The sequence below is a fragment of the Photobacterium sp. GB-56 genome, from assembly GCF_003026105.1.
Taxonomy (GTDB): Bacteria; Pseudomonadota; Gammaproteobacteria; order Enterobacterales; family Vibrionaceae; genus Photobacterium.
Window position 1 is genome coordinate 99,920 of sequence record NZ_PYNW01000002.1, and the last position, 19,423, is coordinate 119,342.

Sequence of the window (19,423 nt, forward strand, 5' to 3'; positions counted from 1 at the left end):
AATAACAAAGAATGAATACTAACATTATGACTACGGGGGTATGTCGTTAGTGTTTATGTTATTTCAGGTAAATATAGTACTCAGGAGCTAAATGTTCACTATCACAATCAATTACCTCGGTAATTTGAGCTTGTCTCGTGTGAGTGTGCATTACTACGCTTATTGAATTAATAAAAATAATGGTTACAAAGACAAATAAAGTCTGAATTATTTTTGATACAAGTTTAGATCCCATATCGAGGAGATAAGGTAATGAAAGCCTTCTTTAGTAAACTATCGCAAGCAGTAATGCTACCGATAGCGCTATTACCAGCTGCTGGTATTATGCTTGGTCTTGGTGGTAGCTTTACCAACCAAAGCATGATTGATGCGTACAATATTGGTATTTTGCAAGACGGAACACTTTTAAATAGTTTCTTACAGGTTATGACTGCAGCGGGCGGTATCGTTTTTGCAAACCTACCATTAATGTTCGCATTAGCAATTGCGATTGGTTTTGCACGTGCTGAAAAAGGTGCAGCAGCACTCGCTGCAACAATTTCTTACTTGGTAATGAATGTTGCGATTGCGAAAACGCTTTCTGTTGCTGGCATGGTCGACACAACTAACAACACTGTTGTGTTAATGGGCAACCATTACGCGGGGGTGTTAGAAAACGTATTAGGCATTCAAAATACGCTAAGTATGGGTGTGTTTGGTGGTCTTATCGCTGGTGGTATTACTGTTATTCTGCATAATAAATACCATGATGTTAAGCTTCCTGAGTTCCTAGGCTTCTTTGGCGGTGCTCGCTTTGTTCCTATCGTTAGTGCGTTCTCTGCATTGTTCTACGGTATTGCGCTAGTATTTATTTGGCCTTACATCGGTGCAGCATTTGGTTCTATCGGGGCAACACTGGGTGAAATGACTGCATCTGGTCACGGTTATATTGCCTCTTTCATCTTCGGTATTATTGAACGTGCGCTTATCCCTGTTGGTCTACACCACGTATTCTACCTTCCACTATGGCAGACAGAGATTGGCGGTACTGTAGAAATTGCAGGTCATGTTTATAAAGGGACACAAAATATCTTCTTTGGCTCTTTAGCTAACGGTGATTATTCTCAGTTCTCTTCAACTAACTTCATGACAGGTAAATTCCCATTCATGATGTTTGGTCTACCTGCTGCTGCATACGCGATGTACACATTGGCAGATAAAGAGAATAAGAAAGAGGTTGGCGGTCTATTGTTCTCTGTTGCGCTAACAGCGTTCCTAACGGGTATTACCGAGCCGATTGAATTTACATTCCTTTTCCTATCTGCGCCGCTTTACTACTTTATTCACGTACCACTAGCTGGTCTATCGTTCATGATCATGGACTTGCTAAATGTGAAAGTGGGTATGACGTTCAGTGGTGGTTTCATTGACTTTGCACTGTTTGGTATGCTTCCTGGCCTAACCGGAACTGAAAACCACTGGTACTACATCCCACTACTAGGTTTAATTTATGGTCCTGTATACTTCTTGTTATTCCGCTGGTTTATTCTGAAGTTTGATATCAAGACACCGGGTCGTAAAGGGAGCGCTGTTGCGGTTGTACGTAAGAAAGATTACCAAGCAGCAAAAGCGAATGGTTCTGATGACAGCCAAATCGATGAAATGATCGAAGCGCTAGGCGGTAAAGATAACATCGTTGACGTTGATGCATGTATTACGCGTTTACGTATCACAGTTAAAGACGGTGAGCTTGTTAAAGATAATAAATACTGGACTGAGAACTTAGGTGCTAAAGGCTTAGTAAAAGTCGGTGGTACGGGTATCCAAGCTATCTACGGTGCACAAGCGGCTGGATTTAAAGCTCAAATCAATTCAAAACTTGGTAAGTAATTAGGCAATGAGCAGCTTTTCGTTGAAATACAGACGTGTCGGTACATTTATGATTGATATGGCTATCGTGCAGATGTTTGCAATGATCGTCAAAGATATCTTCCTTGCAGTGGTTGGTTATATTACCAATGGTGCAGGAGTATCGTTATCACTTAACGATACGATGGCGCTACCAGTATTGTTACTGTTAATTATCGGCATCATGGCTTTATTTATTGGTGTCTTTATGGGGTATCACTGGTTGTGTTATCGGTTACTCGGCACTTCACTATCACGTGCTTTGTTAAGTGTGAAAGTGATATCTAGCGATGATGAGCTGCTAACAAAGCAACGTTATTTAAAGCGTGAGTTTGATAAGATTTATCTATGTATTGCTACATTAGGATTATATCCCCTCTATGCTGGTGTGCAATATCTTACGTTTACCAATCCACCTTGGCATGACAAAAAAAATCATACAACAGTGGTAGAGCGATAAATAAAAACCGCAGTGAAAACTGCGGTTTTTTTTTATCACAGTTATAGTGATAAGAAGAATAAAATGAAAACGGGGACTAACAGGCTAAGAATAAAGCCACTGACAATAGCGATAGGTACACAGCGCACACCTCCTGTACTTTGAATGACGGGGAGGGTGAAATCCATAGCAGTTGCCCCAGCATAACCAATAGCTGTATTGGGATAACGATGGATAAGGAGTGGGATTAATATTAGCGCAAGTATTTCACGTAGTAGCTCGTTAAGAAAAGCGGCACCACCAAATACACTTCCTAAACCGTCGCCAATTAAAATACCCGTGAGAGAATACCAACCAAATCCCGATGCCATAGCCAAGCCATGGTTAAGTGGAATATCGAGAATAAATGCAGCGATGATCCCACCAAGAAAAGATGTGCTAATAATAACCGCAGCTATAATCATCCCTTTTTTATTGAGCACTATTTGTTTTAAGGTCATACCACTATTACGTAATTGGATGCCAATAAAAAACAGTAATAGTAATAAAATAGCTTCACTAGCTTGATCAACCCATGACAAATCGACATTGAGTAATAGACCTACGATCAACCCTGCTGCAACAACAAAAACCAATTTAACCGATTCCATCATCATTTTTGCCATCGGTAAATGATGGTGTCCATCAAACGTTTGTGTTGGCCATAAACGGTCTAAAAAAGGGAGTGCAGCAAGGTTACATACACTGATTGAGATGAAAAATGTCATGGTGTAGATAAGGATTTGGTTTAAGTTTTGGCTGAGATTATCTAGCGCAGCTAAGCTTAATCCCATTAATGTCAAAATGACCAAGACTAAGCGGCTAGTTTGAGCATTAATAAAATCGAGGTGCTTTTTATTATGAATAGGGATGAGGTAGCCAATAATAAGCGGCAAAAAGATAAGTAAAATCCCAGACAACATATTAGTCCTTAAATATATTCAGAGGGTGAGTAATTTATTTGCTAGAGGATTTGGTTCAATAACACAAAATAACCAGCAATAATGAATTCATTTATTTATATTTTTAACAGAAAGTGAATGTAACACAGCGATAAAGAAGGAGTATATAGGCAAGTGGGGGGCTTATAGATGGATGTTTCCCCTTCTTTTTAAGTAAGAAAAAAGAAGGGGGTGGGGATTAGGTCAGAATCCACTTTCACGAACGATGTTTTTCACTCGTTGATTAAATTCGTGAGTAGGTAAATTAGTCAATTCATACATAACTTCAGCTCCTACAAGGTCAAGCTCAACATCATTTTCGTCGATAGCATCATCGTTATTCTTAAATAATAATAAATGGTGTGCCATACGGGCGATATCAAGATAACTCAACGTATCGTTATTCTCTCCATAAGGCTGTCGTTTATTAGAGGCGATTTCAAGATAATCATTATCAAATCCCCATTCTTTTAATACGATCAAACTTGTTTTCATGCAGGTTTCTTTGAAAATATATTTGGCAATATCGATATCGAGGTAATTATCGTTTTCAATATAATTAAGATATTCGTAGATTAAACTAAAGATACCAATATCAGCGAGCAAGCCTGTTAATAACGCTTTTTCTGGTTCTATTTTTAAGGGGGTGTCACTGTGCTTTATCAAGCTTTGACAAATCAGAGCCATCGTACCTGCAAATTGGCGTGAGCGAATCGCACTTTGGCTGAGCAGTTGATTACACGCGAAGTTTTCAGTTTTTACTTTTCGTAATTCGGCAACTGCTTGAGCGGTGGCGATATCACGGACCCGTAACAATCCAAGGCGAGAGACCGCAGTAAGAAGATCGTTACAGACAACATTACGGCGGTTAAATAATACCGTATTAGATGTTCGAATAATGGTAGCGGTTAAAACGGGATCATCAAGTAGTAAATCAGCCACGTCATGAATGGTGCTTTCATCATCATTACATAACTGATGTAGCTTCATTAGCACATCAGGGATTGGAGGAAGCTCCAGCTTATTTTGCTGCGCAGATTGTTTTACTAAGTTACAAAACTCAGATTCCAACGCTTTTATTTGATGATCACGGCTATGTTTTAACCAAAAAAAAGATAAATGCGACATGTAAAACTAATCTTATAAAGTAATAATCAAATTCTATCGTTTCATAGCCTTATCGAGTAGTTTATCACGTAATTTATTTGAAGTGAGTAGGTTATAAATTAATAAAGAACTGATATTAATCCCACTAATGGTTTAAATTTTTATCTTGAAGTAACTTTATTAAAAAACGAATGGCCAGATTAGGCGTTTTTTGATGAATCAGCATTTGCTTATATTTTACTTCTATTGGTAGAACTTCTAACCAGCGTTGACAGACCCACGTCATATCATCAAACAATGGTGTTGGATATAAATTTTCCATTTCTGGTTGAGAAGAATAAAGTTGCTTTAATCGTTGAGCTAAACACTGGTTACTCGTTGTCGTTTTAGAGGGGGCCCAAGTGCTAACAGGCATACATTCAGCAACCAAAAGCTTATCATCCTCAATCTTAATTTGTTCTATTTTTAGAAGATCGATACCTTCTACCGTAATACCCAATAAATCGCCTTCGAGTCGGTTGAAGTCAATAATTTTAACGTGCGTACTTAATGCAGGAACATCTTTAATTTCACTGTGCTCACGTTCGTTATCTATCATTGCCATGACAAACCCTTTTTTAGAAATAAGGGCTTCTTTCACCATACGAATATGACGAGCTTGTGCAATTTTTAGTTGTGTCCTTCCATCGGGAAGAATGTGGTTTGCATATGGGAACAATGGGATTTTTTTCATATCTCCAGAGCATACTCTTTTTGCTGTAAATACCTTAAAGATAGTCGGTGCTGATAATAATGATGATAGATATGCAATTCATTATTGATTCTTGCGTGATAAATGCTGCAAATCTAGTTTGATTACATTATTTTGCGACAAAAAATATGCGAGTAATCTCATCTTTGGCTGCTGCTTATTTAATCTACAATGCTTAAGAGCATACAATTGCTCTGTCGAATAATTAACAATCTAATCTATTGTTTGGCTAGGTTATTTGACGTGTTTGGAATAATTGATTATCACCACATTATGGAGAATTAGTTGTGACATCACCAAAGGAAGATTATTTAAATTATTTAAACAAATTCGGAGAACAAGAAAAACGATCCATGTTTGGTGGAACTGGAGTATTTATAGACGGTGCGATGTTTGCGATAGTTACACCGGCGTCTATGTATATTCGAGGTGGCGAAAAACTGGATCCTGAGTTAATAATGTTAGGTTGTGCGAAATTTAAACATATAAAGAAAAGCAAAACGGCAACAGTTAATTATTACGAAATAAGAGATCTTTTTGAAAAAGATCCGCAGGTTTGTAATCAATTGGTCGCTAAATCGATTGAGTTTTCATGTAAAGATAAGGCATTTAAACAGTCTGGTGCGAATAAACGTTTACGTGATTTACCCAATATGCGATTAACGCTTGAAAGAATGGTGAAACGAACGGGTGTATTAGATGTATCTACTTTTCTAGAGTTGGGTGCAGTCAATGTTTATCGCAAAGTATGCGAACACCATGGAGAAGAAGTCAATCGTAATTTGTTATGGATTTTTGCTGGTGCTGTCAAAGGATGTCACTGGCAGTTATTAACTGACGAGTATAAATCAGGCTTGCTTGAGCAATACCGTAGTACAACTAATTAATTGACGTTATTCGGGGAGTAGTATTTATAGCTGAGCCCCGATCATTTTCTTGTTATGCTTGCTACTAGATTTTTAATGTGGCGGTATTATGCAACTTTCTAACCTTTCTGGTTCTGTACTTTCAGGTTTACACTGTTTTCTTATCGCAGCTGAACAAATGAGCTTCACACGTGCTGCTGAAGTTCTATTTTTAACTCAAAGTGCAGTTAGCCATAAAATTAAAAACCTTGAAGAAGCATTAGGCGTCCAGCTGTTTATTCGCCAGCCCCGCAAGCTCATCCTCACAGATGAGGGATTTCGTTTAAAACAAGTGCTAGCTGCGAACTTTGGCGATATTGCACACGAAATACGTGATTTGAAAAATGTTGAGTTAAGCGGCGATATAAATATTTCTGTACCCCCAACGTTTGCTCAAACTTGGTTATTACCCCGCTTAAAATCCTTTATAGATCTTTATCCCATGCTACGTATTCATTTGCGAACCCGTAATGAACTTGTTGATTTTCAAACGGAAAGTTTTGATTGCGCGATTTATTTTGGTAAAGGGGAATATCAAGGTTTGCATTCGTGTAAATTAATGGATGAAGCGATGCAGCCCGTTTGTAGCCATGATTATGCTATTACAAATGATCTTTATGATAACCCTGAAGGTTTAATGCAATGTTTATTACTCCATGATGCTGCGCCGTGGGCTAGAGCTGGGCGGAATGATGAATGGCAGCTATGGGCTGAGCAATACGGTACGCAATTACCTGAATCGGAATGTACATTTGATCGTTCCGATTTGGCTTTACAAGCGGCTGAATGCGGGATCGGTGTTGCCATGGGGAGGCACTCATTTATTGCTGAAAGGTTAGTGGAAAAACGGCTAGTTACACCTTTTGATATGATGGCACCTTCACCTTTTAGTTATTATGTCGTGTGTCGACATAACATGCAAAATACCCCTAAAATAAAAGCTTTTAGTGATTGGTTATTCAGTGAGATTGGTTAAGATCATCTAAATATTCTTTATTTAAATCAATTTCATAAATAAAAATGCCGCTAAATTTTTATATTTAGCGGCATTATTTATTAATCTAACACTTCATTTCCTGATACTTTACCTTGATCAAAATCAGACAGATTTTGCAGCGTAGTTTCAGCAATATTGCCCAAAGCTTCTTCTGTTAAAAAGGCTTGGTGTCCAGTGAAAAGTACGTTGTGGCAAGATGATAAACGACGAAATACATCATCTTGAATCACATCATTCGACTTATCTTGGAAGAATAAATCTTTCTCATTTTCATATACATCGACACCCAACGCACCAATACGTTGTGATTTTAACGCTTCAATAGCATCACTTGATTTAATTAAACCACCACGACTGGTATTAATGATCATTACGCCATCTTTCATTTTGTCAAAGGCGTGTTGATTTAACATATGATAGTTTTCCTTCGACATCGGACAGTGCAGAGTAATTACATCCGATAAACGATAGATTTCATCAAGGCTAGTATAAGTTACCCCTAATTCAATCGCAGCAGGATTTGGGTATGGGTCAAAGGCTAGAATATTCATGCCAAAGCCTTTTAAAATACGAATCGTTGCTAAGCCAATTTTCCCCGTACCCACAACACCAACGGTTTTACCGTGGAAGTTATAACCTGTTAGGCCATCAAGCGAAAAATTGGCATCACGCGTGCGTTGATAAGCACGATGAATATGGCGATTAAGGCTCAACATTAAGCCCAAGGTATGTTCCGCAATAGACTCGGGTGAATAAGCGGGAACACGTACAATTTGTAGCCCTAACTTTTTGGCTTCCTCTAAATCAACAAGATCGTAGCCTGCACAGCGCATCGCAATGACTTTAACCCCTTGTTTCGCTAAACACTTTAAGACTGGCGCACTAAGATCATCATTAACAAATGCACAAACAGCATCAAACCCTTCACTCATTTTCGCTGTTTGTAGATTCAGCGGGAAATCGAAGTAAGTAATATCATGGCTAAAGGATTTATTTACTTTAGAAAAAGATTCTTGGTCGTACTTTTTTGAGCTAAATAGAGCTATTTTCATAAGACTAAATTACCTTATTTATTCATTATTATATTCTGTGCTGTTAATACCATATCAAAATACTCTGGTATTGATAGGAAAAGTATCAAAAATAGACATTGCAAGGATGATCTGTTTTTTTCGTTATCAGTGAGTTCTAGTTGACGTCAACCCTTTAAAAAGTTGATGATATAGTCATATGTTTGCACTTAAATTTATTAATTAGGATTCAATATGTTGTTGAAGAACGTTGCAGCAGGAGCGGGTGCGGTTGCCGTGATCCTTTGTTGGCCATTAGCCACAGGACAAATAGGTCAAAGTTTATATATGGGGGCGATTAAAAATTATCACAGCCCTTATATGACCATTACGAATCAAAGTTTTGAACGCGGTTATCTTTCTTCTGATGCAGTTTCTCGTATTGAATTAAAAGATAGCTTAAAAGCAACATTTGAAGAAGAAGGCTTACCCACCACGTGGTTAGTTAAGCATCATATTCAAAACGGATTTTTAGGCGTTAAGTCGAGCAGTGAATTAGAAATTGATAAACAAGTCGCGCCGTTGATCAGTAGTATTTGGGGCAAAAATGTTCAACCGGTAACCTTAGTGACAGACTCCTCTTTAACGGGAAATACCGATTTTACGATGACGATTAATCCGATTAATTATAATCAGTCTGGCGCATTTGTAAAAAGCCAAGCTTTTGTGTTGACGGGGAGTGCAAATGCGGATGGTGCAGGTGATTTCAACTATACGTTACCCTCTTTAGATGTGAAAACTGATAGTGGCGAAACTATGCAAGTGAATACCTTTGCAGGTCAAGGTAGTGGTCAAATGCAGGGTAGTTTCTGGATTGGTGATCAGACATTCAATTTAGGTAAAGCAAATTTCGCATCGGCAGATAATCAGCATCATGTTGAGTTAGAAGGCATGAGTGTGATGATGAAAAATGCGTTAAGTCAGCCGAAAGATGAAAAAACACCGACAGACGAAACACAGCAAGTAACGAATACGAATAATATTTCAATTAAGAAAATTGTGACCCTTGATGGTCAGCAATATACAGATTTCAATTTTGCACTGGCATTGAAAGATCTTAACTATAAAGCGATTAGTCGTTTAGCTGTTATGGAAGAGTCTACAACAGCAGAGCAGCAACAAGCGCAGATGCAAGATGCAATGCTTGCTCTAGATTTATTAGTCGCTAAAGGTGCTACTGTTGATTTATCTGATCTCAGCATGATGACCGATCAAGGCAAAGTGAATGCCTCTCTTTTACTTGAGCTTAAACCGGGCTTAGCACGTGCGTCTGAAAACTTAGCTGCATTACCAAATAAATTGGTGGGTAACATTAATATCTCAATGCCAAAAGCTTTTGTGTCTAATGAACCACAGCTTGCAGCGAAAGTGCCAGAGTTACTGCAACAGAAGATTATTACAGAAGATCAAAATAGCTATAAATTAACTGTAAAAGTGGAAGGCTCACAGCTTGTCTTTGGTTCAGGCTTGAAAATCCCGCTAGCAATGCTGTCTATGCTGATGATGCATTAATCAGAAACATTGGCTTAATGTGAAAGCGTCTCTAATTTTGAGGCGCTTTTTTGTATCAATGTATTAATTATGAGTCAAATACCCTTAACCGTTGATAAAAATATAAATTCTAATTTAGTAAATTTGAAGAAATAGACTTAACTTTAATAAGGGACAGGTTTTTAGCTATCAACAATAACCATAAAGCTTGTCAGGTGAATATACTCAAAGGTAATTTGGGGGATACATGGAATCATTAAAAGTAAAAGATTATATGAACGTCCGCCCAGTGACATTCAGTGAATCAATGTCATTATCTGTAGCGCTAGACAAGTTGTTGACAGCAAAGCAAATTGGTGGGCCTGTTATCAATGAATACAAGCAGGTTATCGGTTTTTTATCTGAACAAGATATGATCCATACATTATTGAAAGTCGGTTATCACTGCCAAGACTCTCATACTGTCAAAGATTGTATGCGAGATGATGTATTAACGGTATCAAGTGATGATTCAATTATTGAGTTAGCACAAATTATGACGGGGCAAAAACCTAAGATTTATCCCGTGGTTGATAATGGGCAATTACTGGGTGTGATAACCCGTCGTGATGTACTTACCGCTATCAGTACTCAAATAGGGGATAGCTTTAAACATCCACTTTAATGCTATATATTTAAGTATTATTCGATTATGTAGAGGCGCTAATTAGCGCCTTTATTTTTTTGGTTGTAAATATGGATATTCGAGCCGTTTTATAAGGTATAGAGGTTTTAGTGAAACAGCACTCATCAACAGAAATAACAGAAAACCAACAAGCTAAATTTGTTACAGGCTCACCAATGCGTCACATTGTTGTGATGTCTGGAACGGGTGCAATCGGCTTGATGGCGCTGTTTTTGGTTGATTTATTAGATATGTTTTTCATTAGCCTGTTGGGTGAAGTGGAACTGGCAGCGGCTATTGGTTTTGCTGGTACGTTAGTCTTCTTTTCTACCTCTATATCGATAGGGACATCCATTGCAGCTGGCGCACTTGTCTCGCGCGCTTTAGGTAAAAACGATCGAGAACAAGCCAAAAGTATGGCGACAAATGTGATGTTGTTTGCTGTCTTTATTAGCATTGTAATGGTTGCAGCGATGCTGTGGAATTTGCCCTTATTACTTGATGCAATTGGCGCAAAAGGATATGTCGCAGAAGCCGCTAGCCAGTATCTGGTTATTCTACTGCCAAGCGCACCGTTAATGGCGGTATCTATGGCGGCAGGCGCTGCAATGCGTGGTGTGGGTGATGCTCGTCGTTCAATGATGGCAACGCTGATTGGTGGTGGTGTTAATGCAGTACTTGATCCATTATTTATTTTTGGATTTTCAATGGGGATGCAAGGGGCTGCGATATCTTCAGTTATTGCGCGCCTAGCTGTGACCCTTTTCTCGTTATATGTTGTAATTTATAAACATCAATTATTAGCAAAACCTGATTTTTCTCAGTTTAAACTAGCGATGCCAACCATTGCTAAAATTGCGTTTCCTGCCATCTTAACTAATACTGCGACGCCTATCGGTAATGCGGTCGTTACCAGTAATATCGCGCAATTTGGCGAGAGCTTTGTGGCAGGTTATGCCGTTATTGGGCGTATTATGCCAGTTTGCTTTGCTTTAATCTTTTCGTTATCAGGTGCCGTTGGCCCTATCATTGGGCAAAACTTTGGTGCGGAACGCTGGGATCGTATTCAACAAATTCTACGTGATGCAATGCTCTTTACGGCGATATATTGCGTTTTCGTGTCTATCGTTTTATGGCTAGGGCAAAACCAGCTCATTGCTATCTTTAGTTTAACGGGAGATGCCGCAGAAATTGTTGGTGTGTTCTGTACCTTCATCGCGGTGACCTTTATTTTTAATGGCGCACTCTTTGTTGCCAATGCGGCATTTAATAACCTTAATCGCCCTACATGGTCAACGGCATTGAACATGGGGAAAGCAACAATAGGTACGATCCCGTTTGTACTTATTGGCGGACACCTTGCAGGTGCGAGCGGGGTGTTAATCGGTCAAGCGGTTGGCTCTGTTGTCTTTGGTTTACTGGGTTTTTACTTGGTATTAAAACAAGTGAAGAAAATGGGTTTAGCGCATGAACATCAAGACGTGGCCGATAATGAAATATTAACGCCATCTGTGCCAGTGACACCGTTCTGCTCATCTCGTACATATATGGGAACCGAAGGGGTACTGGAAGAAGCACTGAATAGTGAGCACCTCGACGATGATGTAAAAGCTGAAAAAAACAAATAATAAATATGCTCTGAATTACCATATTAATAGTATCTGTGATTCAGGGCATAGTTTATGTATCTTCTTGTTTGATTAGGGCTATAAAACGTCGCATCTAGCCGTTGAATTTTCTGTAAGAAAACTTTAATTTCATCGCTTTATTGATCTAACGCTGTGAAATTAACCGATTAGCATTACAAAATAACCTTGCATCTAATCAGGGTGTTATATCGAGATGTTCAATCTTTATCTCGCAAAGTTACAAAGAATAGCATCTTGATTAAGACACTCAACTTCATCTTTTATATTCGGAATAAAAAAGGTGATGGCGTAGTTATTGTTAAGGGAATAATGCTATATGCGTCAAAGTCTTCGTTACATCATACCGATTTTACTGCCTTTAATTATTTTATTATTACCGGCTTCTGCGTTTCCCATTGAAGGGTTAACTGTGATTCAGCAACGGGTTATTGCTATCTTTCTATTAGCAGCACTGTGTTGGGTGCTCGAACCTATCCCCATTTATGCTACCTCTGTTGTGATCATTGTTTTAGAGCTGTTATTACTTTCAAATAAAGGACTATATCAGTTTCGTATTGATCATGGTCAGCCACACTTTGGTGAGTTACTGGATTACAACGCCATTATGGCTACCTTTGCTAGCCCAATCATCATGTTGTTTTTGGGGGGCTTCTTCCTTGCAATGGCGGCAACTAAATACCGTTTAGATGTAAACTTAGCGCGAGTATTACTTAAGCCGTTTGGACATCAACCTAAATATGTGATGTTTGGTTTAATGCTAATCACTGCCACTTTCTCAATGTTCATGTCAAATACCGCCACGACAGCGATGATGCTTTCTATATTAGCGCCAGTCATTGCACTTTTTGGATCGAAAGATCCGGGTAAAATTGCGTTTGCATTATGTGTACCTGTTGCTGCCAATATTGGTGGCATTGGTACCCCAATTGGTACACCGCCAAATGCGATTGCACTTAAATACCTATCAGAAGATAACATGATCACTTTTGGCGAGTGGATGTTTTTTGGCGTGCCATTTGTTGCGGTTTTATTGGTTTTTTCATGGTTTTTAATTAATGCAATTTATCCAGCAAAACAGGACAAAATTGAATTAACGATCCAAGGTAAGTTTCTTAAAACACCAAAAGCAATAACGGTTTACATCACTTTTGCATTAACGATAGTACTTTGGTTAATGGGATCAGTACATGGTATGAACTCGTATACTGTGGCACTTATTCCTGTCGCTATTTTCTCGTTAACCGGCATTATCAATAAAGAAGATTTGAAAAAGATTTCTTGGGATGTGCTGTGGTTAGTCTCTGGCGGTATTGCGCTGGGTTTAGCACTTGATAAAACGGGGCTGGCTCAACTGGTGGTCAATAGCATTCCGTTTGATAGCTTCTCGCCGTACTTGGTGCTGGTGGGCGCGGCGATGTTATGTTTAGTGATGGCGAATTTTATGTCTCATACCGCAACTGCGAATTTACTGATGCCTATTATGGCTGCACTGGGTATGTCCATGTCGTCGTTGGTACCACTTGGTGGTGAAGTAACATTAATTCTTGTGGTGACGTTCGCGGCCTCTTTGGGTATGTCGCTACCAATTAGTACGCCGCCCAACGCATTAGCTCATGCAACGGGGCATGTTGAAAGTAATCAAATGGCAAAAGTAGGGGTGATTATTGGTGTCGTCGGTGTCGCACTTAGCTTTGCTATGATTGGGTTATTGCATGTGATTGGCCATATTTAAGCATTAATGCTATTGCCTATAGACAAGGACACGTTCATGGTTCAACCAAAAGCCTTAAAGCGGATTATTGATACGTATTTTCGCGATTCTGCGCGTACGATGTCTGTTACATCAGGTACGCATGTGCTGCGCCAGAATGACTATAACGACAAACTTTACTGGGTAAAAAGTGGTGAATTGTCTGGGTATCTTAAAAATAAAGAGAATGGCTTAAGTGCAAAAGTGTTTGTCGTCAAAGAAGGCATGTTCTTTGGCGTGCATAGTTTTTTTGCGCAAACATTAATGGCATCAACGACGGTGGTCGCAGAAAAAGACAGTGAAATTGCTTGGATTGATTTGCTAACCCCAGTGGAAGATCCAGAAACATATGGCTCTATGACTGAGCAGTTTATGCCTGTCATGGTTCATGAACTTGCTCGTCGACAAATGCTTACTGGTATGGAAGCGCTTGAAAAAGAAAAAGCACTGCAAAAGCTTTATGCGACTGAACAGATGACAACTCTTGGACAACTTGCGGCGGGTATTGCCCATGAACTGAATAATGCGATAGGCGTTCTCAGTAGCAAAACAGAAAATCTTCAAACCAATATTATTGATTCTATTTCAACAAGCAAACCCGAGATGCTTGAATTTATGCTCCAAGGAATTAACGTTGGGCAGACCACAGGATCGCAACAGGTACGAGAACGAGCAAAGGCGTTAATCAAGCAACATAATTTGACTCGTGAGCAAGCAAAAACATTAGCGAAAGCTATTCCGCAAGGTGATGTTCCTAAGCAATGGTTCACTCAGCTAGATGAAGCATTACGCTATTGGGATTATGGACGTGATTTACGCGATATGCGCTTAGCGGCTAAACATTCTGCCAGTATCGTCAAGTCGGTAAAGCAATTAGGGGGCAGCGATCATGTGCGGCAAAACGATGTTGATATCAATGAAACCTTACACAAATCGCTAGCTTTACTACAAAGCAATCTACGCCCTGTTGAAGTGGTATTGCGCCCCGCAGTCTTGCCACCGATTAATGCGAGTTCAACAGAGTTAGTGCAGGTATGGATTAATCTGATTAAAAATGCCTGTGATGCTATGGAGAATACAGCATCACCGAAAATTGAAATTGTGACTCGACATGTAAAGCAAAAAATCTTAGTCACTATTACTAATAATGGGCCGATGATTGATGAGCCGACACGACGAAAAATATTTCAACCTAATTTTACGACCAAAAAAGGGGGATTATCGTTTGGCTTAGGTTTGGGCTTATCAATTGTACAACGGATCATACAAAGTTATGACGGTACGGTCGTGGTTAAAAGTGATGAAGAACGCACCACGTTTAGGATCAAGTTACCGACACTCTAAGGGATGAGTTATGGAAAAAATAGTCGTTATCTGTGTTGATGATCAACCAGAAGTGTTAAATGCGGTATTAAAAGATCTGTCACCATTACAATCGGCTTTTATGATAGAAGAGTGTGATTCTGGTGATGAAGCCTTAGTTTTGATGGATGAGTTAGATGCAGAAGGGCATTATATTGGTGTCGTTATTTCAGATCATATCATGCCGGGTAAAAATGGCGTAGAGCTACTGACTGATGTGACCCACGATAGCCGTTTTATCAAAACTAAAAAAGTATTACTGACAGGGCAAGCAACTCATCAAGATACTATTGCCGCGATTAACCAAGCACGTATTGAAAGTTACTTTGACAAGCCGTGGGATGCAGACTCGTTGGTTAATTGCGTTAGAACATTGCTTACGGAATACATTTTCGATATGGGGTTCGATTACCAAGCCTGGGGTGAGGTGTTAGACAACACAACGGTACTACGTCGATTACGTTAGGTATGCGTAGTAGAAATTGATTGCCAAAGCCAAACGATAAAAGTTTGGCTTTTTTTATTGACCTTAGACATTACTCCAAGGTTTATATTAGTTACAGATAATCAAAGCACTCAAGGAGAATGATTATGTGTGCTCAATGTAATAATAAAAAAATGCATGTTCATGCTGCAAAACCAACGGCAGTAACCAAAGCCACAGTGACAGTTGAATCTTGTGAGTCAGCGACATGCTGTTCATCAACCCCTTCTGAGAGTGTGCAAAAACACACCGAAGGGTGTGGTGAATCTGATACCGACGGCCCTGCTTCCTGCTGCTCATCTAAAAGTGACACAGCACTTAACGCTGCAAAACTATCAGCAATAGATGCCATCCATCCAAATAAAAAACCATCAACCTTTACAGTATCTTCTATTGGTCCATCAGACACTGAAATCGCTTCTCAACACGCGCACGTAGAGTCAGAGCACCAGCATTCAGGACATGACGACTCAAGTCATTCATCTTCAGTAAAAAGTTGTTGTTCAACGTCAACCTCATCAAAAGAACAAGATCAAGCGATTGAAGCGTCTTTAGCACAATCGGCTCATGGTCAAACATTTAGCTGGAAAGTGATTGGCATGGATTGTCCAAGCTGCGCGGCTAAATTGGAAAAATCAATTTCAAGTCTTGCTGAAGTTGAAACGGCAAAAGTGATGTTTGCGACGGAAAAGCTCATCGTCAACATGCAAGCCAATCAGCAAGCTGATAACAATAAATTAAAAAAACAGATTGAAGATAAAGCACAGGCAACGGGTTTTACCTTAGTTTCTAATGCTGCTGCGGCTGAAGCGTTACCAAAAAAATCATTTATTCAAGAACACTTAGAAGTCCTTGTGATTGCGGCAATGATGATTGCCTCTTTCTTAATTGATAAAGTGTCACATTCATGGGGTTTAGCGGCATTTACTTTAACCACAATTGTTGGCTTAGTACCGATTGTGAAAAAAGCCATTAGCTTAGGTAAATCAGGTTCACCATTCTCGATTGAAACCCTAATGAGTATTGCGGCTATTGGTGCATTGTACTTAGGGGAAACCGCAGAAGCGGCAATGGTGATTTTACTGTTTTTAATTGGTGAGCAATTAGAAGGGTATGCCGCATCACGTGCACGAAGTGGTGTAAAAGCGTTAATGGACTTGGTGCCTGAAGATGCCAATGTTGTGCTGCCAAACGGTGAGAAGAAAAAAGTTCCAGCAAGCGAATTAAAACCTGGTGATGTGATTGAAGTTGTACCCGGCGAGCGTTTACCTGCTGACGGCCAAGTTTTAGATGTGGTTGCGAGTTTTGATGAAAGCGCACTAACAGGGGAATCTGTGCCTGTTGAAAGAACACCGGGCCAGAAAGTCATGGCTGGTAGCATGGCATCAGACAAAGTTGTTCGATTAACGATTGTCTCTGCGCAAGGTGAAAATGCGATCGACCGTATTCTTCATCTCATTGAAGATGCAGAATCACGTAAAGCACCGCTCGAACGTTTTATTGATAAATTCAGCCGCTGGTACACTCCAGCAATGATGCTATTAGCAACACTTGTTATCATTATTCCGCCGCTTGTATTTGGTCAATCATGGGATGAGTGGATTTATAAAGGTCTAGCACTATTACTTATTGCCTGTCCTTGTGCACTTGTTATTTCAACGCCAGCAGCGATCACTTCAGGTTTAGCGGCAGCAGCGCGTCGCGGTGCATTAATCAAAGGTGGTGCAGCATTAGAACAGCTTGGTCATGTTGAAACTGTCGCGTTTGATAAAACAGGTACGCTAACGGAAGGTAAACCTGTCGTGACGGATTTAATTAGCTGGGATAACAATCCCGATCAATTATTACGTCAAGCAGCCGCTGTTGAATCCGGTTCGTTACACCCACTAGCAACGGCTGTGGTTAACCTTGCTCGAGAAAAATCATTATCTGTTGTTGAAGCAGAAAATCGTGAAGCACTAGCTGGCCGCGGTATTCAAGGTGTTACCGAAGGCGATAACTTTATGTTATGTGCTGCCGATCGCCTACCAGAGCACATTGTGCTAACGGATAACCAGCAACAGCAAGCGTTAGATCTAGAAAGCGAAGGGAAAACGCTGGTGGTTGCCGTTCGTAATCAGCAAGCGGTGGGTTTAGTTGCATGGCGTGATAATTTACGCAGTGATGCTTTAGAAGCGATCACTAAGCTGAAAAGCATTGGCGTGAACTCAGTGATGCTGACGGGTGATAACCCACGAGCAGCAGCTGCGATTGCTAAAGAAATTAATATTGATTTTCGTGCAGGGCTATTACCTGAAGATAAAGTGACAGAAGTACGCAAGTTAAGTGAGCTACATTCTGTTGCCATGGTGGGTGATGGTATTAACGATGCACCAGCAATGAAAACAGCAACAATTGGTGTGGCGATGGGCGGTGGTACAGATGTAGCATTAGAAACTGCCGATGCAGCAATTACCCATAACCGAGTTTCAGAATTGCCAGTGATGATTGAATTGTCTCGTGCGACATTGAGTAATATTCGTCAAAACATCAGCTTAGCATTAGGTTTAAAAGCGGTGTTCCTTGTTACAACCTTATTTGGTTTTACAGGGCTTTGGGTTGCAGTACTTGCAGACAGTGGCGCAACAGCGTTAGTAACACTGAATGCATTACGTTTATTACGCTTTAAACCGCAAAGCGAAAAGTAAAAACTAATCGCTCTGAGCATTAGTGATTAGTGATTAGTCTAAACGGCATGATACGAACAATGATGTATTGTTTATCATGCCGTTTTTTTTCGCTATAAGGCAGGTAAACAGAGTAAAGAGTACATGCGCGAGAAAACGAATTTTTGTGATTCCGGCAATAAGATATCGTTTTCGCGTGATTAATATCAGACTTTTATGTAACATATTTTTCAATTGCTTTTTATTGGTGTGACCATGCTCACTAAAAGTAATTGAATCATTGGTTATTGTTACCACATGTTTTTGATAGAGCATGTTGCAGTATGTTTGACTCTTTCTATCAAAAAATTGATTAAAATAGTAATAACTCATAAGAATCACTCTGAACCTACAACAGAGCTGTTTAAATTAAAGGGTAACATTATGTCTGATAATAAAGTCTTCCACTTAGGTGTTAATAAAGCTGATCTTAATGGTGCAGAATTAGCGATTATTCCCGGTGATCCAGCACGTGTTGAGAAAATTGCAAACTTAATGGATAACCCTGAGTTTTTAGCAAGCTCTCGTGAGTACACTGTATTTCGCGCTAAATTAGACGGTAAATCAGTGGTTGTGTGTTCAACGGGTATCGGTGGTCCATCAACCTCTATTGCTGTTGAAGAATTAGCACAGTTAGGTGTAACCACTTTCCTACGTGTAGGTACAACAGGCGCAATTCAGCCTAACATTAACCCAGGCGATATGATTGTAACGACAGGCTCAGTGCGTTTAGATGGTGCAAGTCTGCACTTCGCCCCTATGGAATTCCCAGCTGTTGCTGATTTTGGTGTTGCAACGGCAATGAAGCAAGCATGTGATGATGAGCATGCTGTAGTACACACGGGTGTAACAGCATCAAGTGATACATTCTACCCAGGTCAAGAGCGTTACGACACATTCTCAGGTCGCGTAGTTCGTCGTTTCCAAGGCTCAATGAAAGAGTGGCAAGAAATGGGCGTGCTTAACTTTGAAATGGAGTCAGCAACACTATTAACCATGTGTGCAAGCTCTGGTTTACGTGCAGGTTGTGTCGCAGGTGTTATTATTAACCGTACACAAAAAGAGATCCCTGATCACGCAACGCTAAAAGAAACTGAAGCGAAATCAATTAAGATCGTGGTAGAAGCGGCACGTAAAATGCTGGCTGAATAAGATTTAAGTCTTAAAGTGTTATATTAGAAA

Annotated in this window: 16 protein-coding genes; 12 read left to right on the top strand and 4 right to left on the bottom strand. The window is 39.8% G+C overall.

What is annotated here, in order from left to right:
• The first annotated feature begins 252 nt into the window (after window positions 1-252).
• Both C9J42_RS03235 and C9J42_RS03240 read left to right on the top strand, forming a co-directional pair.
• Entirely contained in the window at window positions 253-1,869 is a 1,617-nt protein-coding gene (locus C9J42_RS03235) for a PTS transporter subunit EIIC (protein WP_107206208.1), read from the top strand.
• A 22-nt stretch (window positions 1,870-1,891) separates the two neighbouring features.
• Window positions 1,892-2,347: an RDD family protein gene (locus tag C9J42_RS03240; protein WP_233219057.1), complete on the top strand. Its 456-nt coding sequence runs from the start codon at window positions 1,892-1,894 to the stop codon at window positions 2,345-2,347.
• Between the two features lie 41 nt (window positions 2,348-2,388).
• Here C9J42_RS03240 and C9J42_RS03245 read toward each other — a convergent pair whose 3' ends face one another.
• The 3 genes from C9J42_RS03245 to C9J42_RS03255 form a co-directional block, all read right to left on the bottom strand.
• Window positions 2,389-3,288: a lysine exporter LysO family protein gene (locus C9J42_RS03245; RefSeq protein WP_107206210.1), complete on the bottom strand. Its 900-nt coding sequence runs from the start codon at window positions 3,286-3,288 to the stop codon at window positions 2,389-2,391.
• A 222-nt stretch (window positions 3,289-3,510) separates the two neighbouring features.
• Window positions 3,511-4,434, bottom strand: a complete 924-nt coding sequence (locus tag C9J42_RS03250; protein WP_107206211.1) for an HDOD domain-containing protein — start codon at window positions 4,432-4,434, stop codon at window positions 3,511-3,513.
• A 124-nt stretch (window positions 4,435-4,558) separates the two neighbouring features.
• On the bottom strand, window positions 4,559-5,146 hold the full coding sequence (locus C9J42_RS03255; RefSeq protein WP_107245934.1) for an LON peptidase substrate-binding domain-containing protein: 588 nt from the start codon (window positions 5,144-5,146) through the stop codon (window positions 4,559-4,561).
• 305 nt (window positions 5,147-5,451) lie between these two features.
• Between C9J42_RS03255 and C9J42_RS03260 the strand changes: the two genes are divergently transcribed.
• Together C9J42_RS03260 and dsdC are read left to right on the top strand one after the other, a co-directional pair.
• Entirely contained in the window at window positions 5,452-6,051 is a 600-nt protein-coding gene (locus tag C9J42_RS03260; protein ID WP_107287134.1) for a TfoX/Sxy family DNA transformation protein, read from the top strand.
• Window positions 6,052-6,139: 88 nt separating this feature from the next.
• On the top strand, window positions 6,140-7,045 hold the full coding sequence (dsdC, locus tag C9J42_RS03265; RefSeq protein ID WP_107206214.1) for a DNA-binding transcriptional regulator DsdC: 906 nt from the start codon (window positions 6,140-6,142) through the stop codon (window positions 7,043-7,045).
• Between the two features lie 80 nt (window positions 7,046-7,125).
• On the opposite strand, the gene C9J42_RS03270 is transcribed toward dsdC, so the two are convergent.
• Entirely contained in the window at window positions 7,126-8,118 is a 993-nt protein-coding gene (locus tag C9J42_RS03270; protein WP_107206215.1) for a 2-hydroxyacid dehydrogenase, read from the bottom strand.
• Between the two features lie 213 nt (window positions 8,119-8,331).
• On the opposite strand from C9J42_RS03270, the gene C9J42_RS03275 reads away from it, so the two are divergent.
• The 8 genes from C9J42_RS03275 to udp all read left to right on the top strand — a co-directional run bounded on the left by C9J42_RS03275 (window position 8,332) and on the right by udp (window position 19,393).
• A complete protein-coding gene (locus C9J42_RS03275) occupies window positions 8,332-9,648 on the top strand; it encodes a DUF945 family protein (RefSeq protein WP_107206216.1) in 1,317 nt (438 codons plus the stop codon).
• A 226-nt stretch (window positions 9,649-9,874) separates the two neighbouring features.
• The gene (locus C9J42_RS03280; RefSeq protein WP_105059872.1) at window positions 9,875-10,291 is read left to right on the top strand and encodes a CBS domain-containing protein; all 417 of its coding nucleotides are present in this window, start codon (window positions 9,875-9,877) and stop codon (window positions 10,289-10,291) included.
• Window positions 10,292-10,401: 110 nt separating this feature from the next.
• Window positions 10,402-11,919, top strand: coding sequence for an MATE family efflux transporter (locus C9J42_RS03285; protein ID WP_107206217.1), 1,518 nt, complete (start codon window positions 10,402-10,404; stop codon window positions 11,917-11,919).
• A 337-nt stretch (window positions 11,920-12,256) separates the two neighbouring features.
• A complete protein-coding gene (locus tag C9J42_RS03290) occupies window positions 12,257-13,672 on the top strand; it encodes a DASS family sodium-coupled anion symporter (protein ID WP_107206218.1) in 1,416 nt (471 codons plus the stop codon).
• Between the two features lie 36 nt (window positions 13,673-13,708).
• Window positions 13,709-15,034 carry an ATP-binding protein gene (locus tag C9J42_RS03295; RefSeq protein ID WP_107206219.1) on the top strand — a complete coding sequence of 442 codons (1,326 nt, stop codon included), beginning with the start codon at window positions 13,709-13,711 and terminating at the stop codon, window positions 15,032-15,034.
• Window positions 15,035-15,044: 10 nt separating this feature from the next.
• Window positions 15,045-15,518: a response regulator gene (locus C9J42_RS03300; RefSeq protein WP_107206220.1), complete on the top strand. Its 474-nt coding sequence runs from the start codon at window positions 15,045-15,047 to the stop codon at window positions 15,516-15,518.
• A 125-nt stretch (window positions 15,519-15,643) separates the two neighbouring features.
• Window positions 15,644-18,223, top strand: coding sequence for a zinc/cadmium/mercury/lead-transporting ATPase (locus tag C9J42_RS03305; RefSeq protein ID WP_107259645.1), 2,580 nt, complete (start codon window positions 15,644-15,646; stop codon window positions 18,221-18,223).
• A gap of 402 nt (window positions 18,224-18,625) precedes the next feature.
• Complete coding sequence (gene udp / locus C9J42_RS03310; RefSeq protein WP_005368660.1) at window positions 18,626-19,393, top strand: uridine phosphorylase; 768 nt, start codon at window positions 18,626-18,628, stop codon at window positions 19,391-19,393.
• Window positions 19,394-19,423: the final 30 nt, after the last annotated feature.

Coding starts and splice junctions, on each gene's coding strand:
- C9J42_RS03270 (WP_107206215.1), bottom strand. CDS start 8,118: ATGAAAATAGCTCTATTTAGCTCAAAAAAGTACGACCAAGAATCTTTT.
- C9J42_RS03235 (WP_107206208.1), top strand. CDS start 253: ATGAAAGCCTTCTTTAGTAAACTATCGCAAGCAGTAATGCTACCGATA.
- C9J42_RS03280 (WP_105059872.1), top strand. CDS start 9,875: ATGGAATCATTAAAAGTAAAAGATTATATGAACGTCCGCCCAGTGACA.
- C9J42_RS03300 (WP_107206220.1), top strand. CDS start 15,045: ATGGAAAAAATAGTCGTTATCTGTGTTGATGATCAACCAGAAGTGTTA.
- C9J42_RS03275 (WP_107206216.1), top strand. CDS start 8,332: ATGTTGTTGAAGAACGTTGCAGCAGGAGCGGGTGCGGTTGCCGTGATC.
- C9J42_RS03290 (WP_107206218.1), top strand. CDS start 12,257: ATGCGTCAAAGTCTTCGTTACATCATACCGATTTTACTGCCTTTAATT.
- C9J42_RS03250 (WP_107206211.1), bottom strand. CDS start 4,434: ATGTCGCATTTATCTTTTTTTTGGTTAAAACATAGCCGTGATCATCAA.
- dsdC (WP_107206214.1), top strand. CDS start 6,140: ATGCAACTTTCTAACCTTTCTGGTTCTGTACTTTCAGGTTTACACTGT.
- C9J42_RS03305 (WP_107259645.1), top strand. CDS start 15,644: ATGTGTGCTCAATGTAATAATAAAAAAATGCATGTTCATGCTGCAAAA.
- C9J42_RS03255 (WP_107245934.1), bottom strand. CDS start 5,146: ATGAAAAAAATCCCATTGTTCCCATATGCAAACCACATTCTTCCCGAT.
- C9J42_RS03295 (WP_107206219.1), top strand. CDS start 13,709: ATGGTTCAACCAAAAGCCTTAAAGCGGATTATTGATACGTATTTTCGC.
- C9J42_RS03245 (WP_107206210.1), bottom strand. CDS start 3,288: ATGTTGTCTGGGATTTTACTTATCTTTTTGCCGCTTATTATTGGCTAC.
- udp (WP_005368660.1), top strand. CDS start 18,626: ATGTCTGATAATAAAGTCTTCCACTTAGGTGTTAATAAAGCTGATCTT.